The following is a 5,341-nucleotide window of genomic DNA, read 5'->3' on the forward strand; positions in this document are numbered from 1 at the left end:
TTATCAATTTCAAACTGTTTTAGTACGGCACTTAAAAAAGCATTTTCTTTAATTTCTACTTTCCGAAGCGTTAAGTAACCTTCTAACTTAGGATAATCTTTATTCTCATGCTTTTTGGCATTAAAAATAAATCTAACATCCGTTAGTGTCATACCGTGCTCAGCTTCAATTTTCTTTGAAAAAGAGTGATAAAGCTCGTATTTCTCCTTGATTAACAATAGTTTAATTGTATCGGGAGACATAAAATGCTCATTACTTTTAAGTGAATATATCAATCTTTTACTCAACCCAAGCGAATCTTTTACTGATTCTAATTGATAATCTTTCTCCCGAATTTCCATTTGTGGAAACCCTCCAACGTATGTATTCACAACCGAATCAGGGTTAGTTAATATCTCAATAGACCTATTTTCTTGAAAGAATGGATGATAAATAAGCCCTTTAGAGCCTTTCCAACAAAAATAATTTATTGTATCTTTTAATATCTGCACAGTTCCACCATTAGGGTCATCGACTCCTGTGAAAGCATGCATTTCAAAAATGCTCAAACTATCTGTCTTGATAAAAGTATATTTTTTCTCGTAAGTCATATCTTGACCTCGAAAAGGGAAATTGATTTCCTGTTTGATACAGGAAATAGTTGAACTTGGAAAATTAAACCCCAAGCTAAATAAGCACACAAGCAACAAAACTAAAAAGTAAGTTTTCATTGAAAATATTTGTGGGTTCTATGATTCTGATGTTTTACAAAAGTAACATTGCTGTGTGAATTAAAAATTTGTGATTTTAAACTTTTCTTCTGCACCAAACAAGGTCAAGTATTTTGCTTGACCTTTGTTATTTCCCATTGCCGTTCAGAGAACGGCTGACACACCGACTAATTTTAAAATCAGCCTAACTTATGGAACATTCCGCCTAACATGGAAAATATAAAAACAGATTTTATATCTAATCTTTTCTTACTGTAATAGCACCATTTCTTAAAATAAATACATTATAACTATTTTTTTTGTAGGTAAATGAAGCAGAAGATAATAATTTAGCCTTAGAAATATTTTTTCTTTGCCGTTTGTCTAATTTATAAGACCTATCTTCAAAAGGGTTATAAAAAACAAAACTTGTGTCTAAAGTTTGCTGGAGAGTTTGATTAACTATTTTACTTAATTTCTTAACGCTTTTATCAGAAAAAACTTCGTCAGTGTATTTTTTCTCAATCCGTAAACGCTGCTTCCTCGGTGTTAGCCATCTAAAAGCATCGTCATAGACCAACACTAAACGCCCATCAATATAAGTGTAATATGTAGGAAAATAATCACATTGAAAACATTCTGGGTCTGAACTTCCGAGATAAGCACTTCCAAGATGCACATTGAAAGATGTTAAAGTATCTGTCCATTTTCCAGAATTAGGGGTTTTATCGCTCATAGTCGTGTAATTTCTAAATGATATTCCATCCAAAACTATGTATCCAAAACCATCCTCAAAGAGTTTATTGTCTTTATTACTGTCATCAATAAGTTGTTTTATCGCATCAACCACATAAGAGTTAGTTATTGTTATTTTCTGAATTTCAATCTTTTTATTCCGCTGTGCAAAGCTACACAGCGGAATAAAGTATAACATTAAAATATAAAATATTCGCATTTTTATTACTTAGTTGATTATGTTACAAGTATTTGAATGTCCCCCCCCGCTCGGCTGATTTTAAAATCGGTCGGTGTGTCAGCCGTTTTTAAAACGGCATTTGAGAAGGTGCGTACAGAGAACGCTTGACACAATTACTAAATGTTAAATATTTAGCCAAACGAGGTTATCTCAATAGCTTCTTATCAATTTCAAACTGTTTTAGTACGGCACTTAAAAAAGCATTTTCTTTAATTTCTACTTTCCGAAGCGTTAAGTAACCTTCTAACTTAGGATAATCTTTATTCTCATGCTTTTTGGCATTAAAAATAAATCTAACATCCGTTAGTGTCATACCGTGCTCAGCTTCAATTTTCTTTGAAAAAGAATGATAAAGTTCGTATTTCTCCTTGATTAACAATAGTTTAATTGTATCGGGAGACATAAAATGTTCATTACTTTTGATTGAATAAACGAATCGTTTACTCAACCCAAGCGAATCCTTTACTGATTCTAACTTATAATCCTTCTCCCGAACATCCATTTGCGGAAACCCTCCAACGTATGCATTCACAACCGAATCAGGGTTAGTCAGCACTTTAATTGTTCTTCTTTCTTGAAAAACTGGAGAGTACATAACCCCTTTTGAGCCTTTCCAACAAAAATAATTTAAAGTATCTTTCAAAATACTTTTTGAATCATCATTTGGGTCTTCTACGCCAAAAAGTGATTCCATCTCAAAAATGTTTAAACTATCAATCTTGATGAAAGTGTATTTATTTCTAAATGAATAATCAGCAGGGTTTTCACGATGAGGAAAGTAAATTTCTTGTTTGATACCATAGATTGGAGTTTCAATACCCAAATTGATACTGTCAATTATACCTAAAGTCAATATTGCACAAAAAATGAGTTTTAACATGATAAAAAAGTTGGTTGATGTTTATGGATTTATATAAATACAAACAAATTTATTAGTTTTTAAGAAATTACATATTTATTGAAGTAAATAATTTAAGCCTCGAAAAACACATTTCAAGCCTTTTTCATTGAAAAACAAGCCAAAATCTCATAAAACTTTAAGATGAACTTACGGTATTATTCTAATATTCATTGAATTTTCCAACCGAGTACTTGTACTATTCGGAGAGTGCTATTTGAAGTGTTTAGAAAAATATTCAACATTGTGTTAGATTTTTTATTGAAAGAACTCGAGTCATAAGTATCTGTAAACTAAATAGTTATACAAATTTCTTTATCAATAATATAACACTTACGCACATGAAAAACTCTACAAACACACTCAAAAAACTTGCACTTTTAGTAGTATTTGCTGCTTTGATAAGTCTCGATACTCAAGCACAATTTCTTGCTACTGTCATAGAATCATCGGAAAGCGAAATTCCTGAAAAGCCGAATTTCACTCCACTGGCAACTCCATCAAAATTGTTTTTGGCCAACATTCGTCCGATTGAAAAGGGGCAAAAAATTGAACTACGATACTGGAAAAAAGAAGGTATTAAAATGACAGTTTCTCTATACGATGCCAACTCGCATTTGATTTATGAAAGAGAATTGGGAAAATATGATTGGGGAAATTTTATTTCAAAGTATGATATTTCAACATTATCGGCTGGTGCATATCAATTTACACTCAAAAGTGGCGATGAAACGTGGAATAAGAAGTTTGAAATTCATAAAGATTACACACACAGTGTAGCAATTCGATAATTTTATTTGATTCACGAAAAACATAGTTGAAGGTCAGGTTTTGCCTGACCTTTTTTGTTTATATCCAATAGCTGATTAGATTTGCTGATAAATATCTGTCCACAATTTTCTAAACAAATCAAAACTAATCTTAGCATGATTCGTTTTATCTAAATCCAATCCTAAAATTATGAAAAAGGCCTTTTTATTGCTCTTACTCGCCATATTTAGTACAAATGCTTATGCTCAAAAAACAAAATTACTTTTGGCAGAAAAAGTAAAATATGAAGCTATCAATGCCAAAGAAAACGAGAAAAACGACCAAGAATTGAAAGAAGAAATGACAACTTTCTTTGGTTTTGGGCTAAGATTATCTCTAAAAGGCGTTGAAGAGACGGTAAAAGAAGAAAACAATCAGAAAAAAAAATCGGCATTGCGGCTGCAAGTTGGTTTTCAGATGCCCAAATACATAAAAACCCAACCACCACAAAAGTTCTTCAAGGTTGGTTGGGATTTGGGAATTTTGCGGTAAATAATTGATTTATATGTTTTATTACCGTAATATTGGATTTCAATTCCCAAATTACGGTAATAAAATGATAAAAAGGTTTTTAAGTAAGCAAATAACCGAACGACTTAGCTATTTTCCAGCATTAGCACTTCTTGGGCCAAGACAGGTCGGTAAAACTACTTTAGCCAAACAAATAGCATCAGAAATTTCAAGTGATGTAGAATACATAGACTTAGAATTTCCCGAAGACGCTCTAAAATTATCAGATGCTGCTTTGTATCTAAAAAGAATTGAAAATAAAATTGTTATTATTGATGAAATTCAACGAATGCCCGACTTATTTCCCATACTTCGCTCGTTGATAGACCAAAACAATAAAGCAGGGCGTTTTATTTTGCTGGGTTCTGCCTCGCCCGATATAATTAAAAATACCTCTGAAACACTGGCTGGACGAATATCATACCTTGAATTAATGCCATTTAATCTATCAGAAGTGGGAGAGGACTATGAAAAACATTGGTTACGAGGAGGTTTTCCAAAAGCTTATTTGGCACCAAATGAAGAAATTTGGGAAATTTGGTTTGAAGATTTTAGACGAACTTACGTTGAGCGTGATTTACCACTTTTAGGAATGCCCGCAAATCCGATAGAAATTCAACGATTATTGTTAATGCTTTCAAGTATTCATGGGGGAATTATCAATTATAATATGCTGGCTAATTCTCTTGGATTTAGTAATAAGACTGTCGTTCGCTACATTGATTTTCTTGAAAATGCTTTTCTGGTGAGACGAATTCAGCCCTATTTCGCAAATATTGGTAAAAGACTTACAAAAAGTCCTAAATTGTATATATGTGACTCTGGTTTTCTTCATTATTTACTCGGATTAAATAAAGTCGAAGATATTTTTGGAAATTATATGGCTGGAAACTCTTGGGAAGGCTACATTATTCAAGAAATAATCAATTATTTACCAATAAACACTCAAGTATATTTTTACCGAACTCACGATGGAGCTGAGTTAGATTTAGTGATTCAGAAGGGAAATAATATCAAATTAGCAGTAGAAATAAAACTTTCTAATACTCCAAAATTGAAGAAAGGTACTACGATTGCACTGCAAGACCTCAATAATCCACCGCTCTTAGTGGTTACTCCATCGGCAAAAGATTATGAAATACGAGAAAATCAGTCTGTGTGTTCGGCTAATACACTGTATAGTAATATGCTTAGATTTCTTTGATTTGACTGAAGAATCTACTCCAACAAACTCAAAATATCATCTTTCGAGAGCGATTTTACGAAGTTTTCTTCTGTCGTAATGAGGTTATCGAAAAGCTTACGTTTGTTTCGCTGTAGGGTCAGAATCTTCTCTTCTACCGAATTTCGGGTGATAAATTTATAGGTAAAAACCGTGTTTTGCTGCCCAATTCGATGGGCTCTGTCAATGGCTTGTGCTTCAATGGCAGGATTCCACCACGGGTCGAGCAAGAAAAC

The 5,341-nt window shown here is 32.7% G+C and carries 7 protein-coding genes; 3 read left to right on the forward strand and 4 right to left on the reverse strand.

Annotation, left to right across the window (positions count from 1 at the left end):
- From ACOVO2_RS17615 to ACOVO2_RS17625, 3 genes are all read right to left on the reverse strand, one after another.
- The coding region (locus tag ACOVO2_RS17615) for a hypothetical protein (protein ID WP_421771242.1) at nucleotides 1-710 on the reverse strand (710 nt) is incomplete at its 3' end.
- Between the two features lie 238 nt (nucleotides 711-948).
- Nucleotides 949-1,644, reverse strand: coding sequence for a hypothetical protein (locus ACOVO2_RS17620; RefSeq protein WP_421771243.1), 696 nt, complete (start codon nucleotides 1,642-1,644; stop codon nucleotides 949-951).
- A gap of 166 nt (nucleotides 1,645-1,810) precedes the next feature.
- Nucleotides 1,811-2,545 carry a hypothetical protein gene (locus ACOVO2_RS17625; RefSeq protein WP_421771244.1) on the reverse strand — a complete coding sequence of 245 codons (735 nt, stop codon included), beginning with the start codon at nucleotides 2,543-2,545 and terminating at the stop codon, nucleotides 1,811-1,813.
- 359 nt (nucleotides 2,546-2,904) lie between these two features.
- Between ACOVO2_RS17625 and ACOVO2_RS17630 the strand changes: the two genes are divergently transcribed.
- The 3 genes from ACOVO2_RS17630 (at nucleotide 2,905) to ACOVO2_RS17640 (ending at nucleotide 5,087) form a co-directional block, all read left to right on the forward strand.
- Nucleotides 2,905-3,354: a hypothetical protein gene (locus tag ACOVO2_RS17630; protein ID WP_421771245.1), complete on the forward strand. Its 450-nt coding sequence runs from the start codon at nucleotides 2,905-2,907 to the stop codon at nucleotides 3,352-3,354.
- A gap of 169 nt (nucleotides 3,355-3,523) precedes the next feature.
- Entirely contained in the window at nucleotides 3,524-3,865 is a 342-nt protein-coding gene (locus ACOVO2_RS17635) for a hypothetical protein (protein ID WP_421771246.1), read from the forward strand.
- Between the two features lie 64 nt (nucleotides 3,866-3,929).
- Nucleotides 3,930-5,087: an ATP-binding protein gene (locus ACOVO2_RS17640; RefSeq protein ID WP_421771247.1), complete on the forward strand. Its 1,158-nt coding sequence runs from the start codon at nucleotides 3,930-3,932 to the stop codon at nucleotides 5,085-5,087.
- Between the two features lie 14 nt (nucleotides 5,088-5,101).
- On the opposite strand, the gene ACOVO2_RS17645 is transcribed toward ACOVO2_RS17640, so the two are convergent.
- A partial coding sequence (locus ACOVO2_RS17645) for a hypothetical protein (RefSeq protein ID WP_421771248.1) occupies nucleotides 5,102-5,341 on the reverse strand: 240 nt, incomplete at its 5' end.

The sequence above is a fragment of the Emticicia sp. genome, assembly GCF_049241225.1.
In the GTDB taxonomy this organism is placed as follows: domain Bacteria; phylum Bacteroidota; class Bacteroidia; order Cytophagales; family Spirosomataceae; genus Emticicia.